Below are 3719 nucleotides of genomic sequence, written 5' to 3'. Positions count from 1 at the left end.
AGAACTGATCAGTCCGCAGGCCGGTGAACGTCTCCACCCACACCCGCTCAGCCCTCAACACCCCACCCATACAAAGAAGATGCCCTGATCACAGCCTTCTGCAACCCCCTTTAGCTTTCCGAACCAGTTTGGAGGCTTCAATTCCCTGTGCGAGCTCGTCAGAGCCATCCTTGCGAAAACCATTGGTGCCCGGCTTGCTCCGCTGATGGACTGACGGCCTACCGTGAGTCTGCCGCGTGACGGAGGTAGTGGTTGTGACAGGTTATGACGTGCTTGCCGAGGTGTACGAATGGCTCATCTCGGATGCAAAGTTGCCTCCAACCGAGTTCGCTGCGTCGTTCGACGACGTCCTCAATCTCCTGCCGTCGAACGCTCACGTCCTCGACTGTTCCTGCGGAACCGGACAGTTGGCGGTTGGCCTCGCCGGTCGTGGCATGCAGGTTGTCGCAACTGACGCCAGTGAGGCGATGGTTCGTCGGACTGCAGAGTTGTCTCAGGAGTTCGGGGCATCCGTCCGGGCCGTACGGGCGAACTGGGAAGAGTTGCCCGACCATTTCCAGGACAACACGTTCGACATGGTGTTCTGCGTTGGCAACTCGCTTCACCATGCCACGGGCGCGACAGGCAGGGGCGCTGCTCTGGAGTCGATGTCACGGCTTCTGCGCCCCGGCGGGCACTTGGTACTCACTTCCCGCACTTGGGAACTCGTGAGGGCCAGAGGTTCCCGGCTGGAGATCAGCGACCGACTCGTCCGCCGGAACGGTCGCGATGCCGTCGTGGTCTACCGCTGGGAGATTGCGCCGCATTGGGAGGAGGAGCACCACATCGAGATTGCGATCGCGCAAGTTGATGCGACCGGGTTGGTTCTTGTCCGCTCGGAACTGCTGTCCTGCTGGCCCTACCGGTACGAGGAACTCGAAGTCGAGCTGCACCGGGTCGGACTCCAGACGGAACTGAGCACGTTCGATCTCGAGGCCGAGAACTACATGGTGGTCGCGAGCAAGGCATAAACACCGGACTCTCAGTCCCTGGCCGGACCGCGCGGTTGCTCGCAGGACACTTGCGCCCTCTCATCGGTGCGGGTTCAAGTGGTCAACGCAACGCCTCGGACGAGGAGTGCTCGTCGATCAGACGGCGGTAGATCCGGGGTGACGGTGTGGCGCTGTTTCCTGGTCGCGTCCAGATCAATGAGCAGGATCTCGTCGATCAGCAGCGTGAACTGGTCCAGCCTCGACGGCCGCGCCGAAGCGGTTGTCGTGCGTGGCTGCGGCCAAGCCGAGGTCAGGGCCTTGTTGACCGTGCTCCAGGTGACGCCGTACTTGCACTGCAACGCCCGGTTCGACATGCCATCGCGGGAGTCGCGCCGCAGCGCGGCGTACAACTCGACCTTCGACTGGCCAGGCGGCATCGGGGGTGCTCCTTTACTGAGCACATCCAGCTTGACACCGCAACCCCGATGGTGACGTCAGAATTCGGGTTCTGGCACAGCTTCCGTGCAGCGACCACTCTGAGCGACAGCGAGGCGTCTTCCGGCGCAGCCTGAGATCGCCCGAAAATAGGCAGTCATCCGGGTGGTTGGGCTGAAAGTCCGGTTGTGGGAGAGGTCGTGCTCCGGCTGAAGGAGCTGTTGTTTCCGTCGATCGCGGACATTGCGGTGCTGTCGGTGGACGTGAATATCGAGATAGTGCGGGTTGACGCGCAGGGCACCACGGCCGGGGGCGTCTGTCCGAGGTGCGGGTCTTGGTCGAGCCGAGTTCACAGCTCCTACCTGCGCTTTCCCGCCGATGTACCGAGTGCAGGACGACGTGTCGTACTCCGGTTGCGAATTCGGCGGTTTCGATGCGGGAACACCGTGTGCCCACGTCGGACCTTCGTGGAGCAGATACCCGGTCTGACCCGCAGGTACGGCCAGCGCACCGAACGGCTCCGTTCGACTCTGGCCGACGTCGGCCTCGCTCTCGCCGGCCGGGCCGGCGCCCGGCTCGCTGCCCTCCTCGGTGCGACCGTCAGCCGAAGCACGGTCCTGCGCCTGGTCGACGCGCTGCCCGAACCGGAGGCGCCCGCACCGCGAGTGGTCGGTGTCGACGAGTACGCCACCCGCAAGGGACGCCACTACGGCACCGTCCTGGTGGACGTCGAAACCCGCCGTCCGATCGACCTACTCCCGGACCGGGAGGCATCGAGTCTGGCCGCCTGGCTCGCCGAGCGACCCGGCATCGAGGTCATCTGCCGGGACCGCGCGCCGTTCTTCGCCGAAGGCGCCTCGGCCGGAGCCCCGCAGGCGGTCCAGGTCGCAGACAGGTGGCATCTCTGGCACAACCTGAGCGAGGCCGCCGAGCGGAGCGTCGCCCAGCACCGCCGCTGCCTGCACGTCCTGTCGCCTGCAGCGCCCCAGCGCGAACACGAGGCCGTCCCGGCTGCAGACCTGGCCGCATCGCCTTGGCCGCGAGGACACCGGTTCGCCGACCGGACCCGGTCCCGGCACGCCGCCGTCCACGCCCTGCTGAAGGCAGGACACAGCCGACGCTCGGTCCAGCGCCAGCTCGGGAAGACCTGGCGTACCGTCAAGCAGCTCGCCGACGCCGCAACGCCGGAGGAACTGTTCACCGGCCAGTGGCAGAACGGGCCCTCGGTCCTCGATGACTACAAGCCCCACCTGGACGACCGTTGGAACGAGGGCTGCACCAACGCATGGAAGTTATGGGAGGAGATCGTGCCGCTCGGCTACAAGGGAAGCTCCCAGCGCGTTCGCGCCTACCTGCACGACAAGCGCACCGCGCAACGGCCAGTGACCGCCCGATCGCCCTCGCCCCGGACCGTCGCCGGATGGATCCTCCGGCACCCGGAAACCCTCACCGAACCCGAGCAAATCCAGCTCAAGGCCGTTCGGGCTCACTGCCCCGAAATCGACGCGCTCACCAGGCACGTCCGCTCTTTCGCGACCATGCTCACCGGCCGACAGGGCGAGCGGCTGCCGGACTGGCTCGACGCCGTCCGCCAGGACGATCTGCCCAGCCTCCATACCCTCGCCGCAGGTATCGACCGCGACCGTGATGCCGTCATCGCCGGCCTCACCCTGCCCTGGAACTCGGGTCCTGTCGAAGGCCATGTCAACCGGATCAAGATGCTCAAGCGCCAGATGTTCGGCCGTGCAGGTTTCGCCCTGCTCCGCAAACGTGTCCTGCTGTCCTGACGGTGCTGGGAGGTTCGGCTACAGGCCAACCGCTCGACGGTTGGGCAAAGCGCATGCCGCCGTGCCTCCTGGCATGCGGTGACGGTTGTTTGCGACGAGTCGGTACACACTGTGGGCAGCCCACCGCATGGGGGGCAGCATGAGCAACGCACCCGCCAGCGCCCATCCTCCGCCTGCGCTCAGCAGTGCCTTCGCAACAGCCTGGGTGCCTCCATACACAACGCCTCTGGGAGTCACCCACAGGACTTCATGCTCGGCTCGTGTTGAGGTGACGCCAAGAGCTTCCAAGTCCGCGAACTGCCAAGGAATGGCCTCGCAATGAGGCTGTAGGCGCCGCTCAGCAAACCTCACCGAGGTAGAGCAAAAGCCGCAGTCTCCATCAAAAACGAGTACAGGCTGATTACGCATGGTCGCATCATGACGCGCCTACAGCAGGGTGGTCGCTCCGCCGACGAATACAGGCCACGAAGCGTCATCGAGCACGGAAGCTGTGCCAGAACCAGAATTCGCAAACATCTCTCTTGTC

At 65.0% G+C, this 3719-nt stretch carries 4 protein-coding genes; 2 read left to right on the top strand and 2 right to left on the bottom strand.

Features of this window, described 5'->3' with window-relative positions:
• Positions 1–254 precede the first annotated feature (254 nt).
• Positions 255–1010 carry a class I SAM-dependent methyltransferase gene (locus ACH4UM_RS41650; RefSeq protein ID WP_398191855.1) on the top strand — a complete coding sequence of 252 codons (756 nt, stop codon included), beginning with the start codon at positions 255–257 and terminating at the stop codon, positions 1008–1010.
• Between the two features lie 74 nt (positions 1011–1084).
• On the opposite strand, the gene ACH4UM_RS41645 is transcribed toward ACH4UM_RS41650, so the two are convergent.
• Positions 1085–1408, bottom strand: a complete 324-nt coding sequence (locus tag ACH4UM_RS41645; protein ID WP_398191853.1) for a hypothetical protein — start codon at positions 1406–1408, stop codon at positions 1085–1087.
• Positions 1409–1594: 186 nt separating this feature from the next.
• On the opposite strand from ACH4UM_RS41645, the gene ACH4UM_RS41640 reads away from it, so the two are divergent.
• The gene (locus ACH4UM_RS41640) at positions 1595–3193 is read left to right on the top strand and encodes an ISL3 family transposase (RefSeq protein ID WP_398191850.1); all 1599 of its coding nucleotides are present in this window, start codon (positions 1595–1597) and stop codon (positions 3191–3193) included.
• An 18-nt stretch (positions 3194–3211) separates the two neighbouring features.
• Here ACH4UM_RS41640 and ACH4UM_RS41635 read toward each other — a convergent pair whose 3' ends face one another.
• Positions 3212–3601, bottom strand: a complete 390-nt coding sequence (locus ACH4UM_RS41635; RefSeq protein ID WP_398191847.1) for a thiol-disulfide oxidoreductase DCC family protein — start codon at positions 3599–3601, stop codon at positions 3212–3214.
• Positions 3602–3719: the final 118 nt, after the last annotated feature.

Origin of the sequence: Streptomyces sp. NPDC020801, assembly GCF_044334385.1 — a bacterium.
GTDB lineage: Bacteria > Actinomycetota > Actinomycetes > Streptomycetales > Streptomycetaceae > Streptomyces.
Note: the sequence above shows the minus strand (reverse complement) of the source record. Positions and strands in the feature narration are given on the sequence as shown.

Bases quoted from the DNA above. Each gene is read 5' to 3' on its own strand.
- ACH4UM_RS41645 (WP_398191853.1), bottom strand. From the start codon at position 1,408: ATGCCGCCTGGCCAGTCGAAGGTCGAGTTGTACGCCGCGCTGCGGCGC.
- ACH4UM_RS41635 (WP_398191847.1), bottom strand. From the start codon at position 3,601: ATGCGTAATCAGCCTGTACTCGTTTTTGATGGAGACTGCGGCTTTTGC.